This window comes from Bacillus cereus group sp. BfR-BA-01316 (assembly GCF_022664195.1).
Taxonomy (GTDB): Bacteria; Bacillota; Bacilli; order Bacillales; family Bacillaceae_G; genus Bacillus_A.
On record NZ_JAKUGX010000112.1, the window covers coordinates 1 to 266 of the forward strand.

Sequence of the window (266 nt, forward strand, 5' to 3'; positions counted from 1 at the left end):
ACTTCTTGCGTTGCGATTACTTGGCCATTTTGTAGTAAGTCTACTTTAATCATCGTCGGACGATCTTTCGCATTATCATCCTTCCACGTTTTCGTTCCTTCTACTTTTGTTTGCGCCACTTTTGTATTTGTAATGTCATAACCTTTTACTTCCGATTGATATCCGTCTACTGCTTGTTCTTTTACTTCATACTTATATGCCTTACCTTCGGCATCGTATGCCGCTAAATCTTTGAATTCATACTTCCAACCTTTTTCCGCTGTTAC

General features: G+C 38.7%; 1 protein-coding gene. It reads right to left on the bottom strand.

What is annotated here, in order from left to right:
- Window positions 1-266, bottom strand: a 266-nt coding sequence (locus tag MR071_RS25225) for a Cna B-type domain-containing protein (protein ID WP_242238248.1), incomplete at both ends; no start/stop codon positions are given.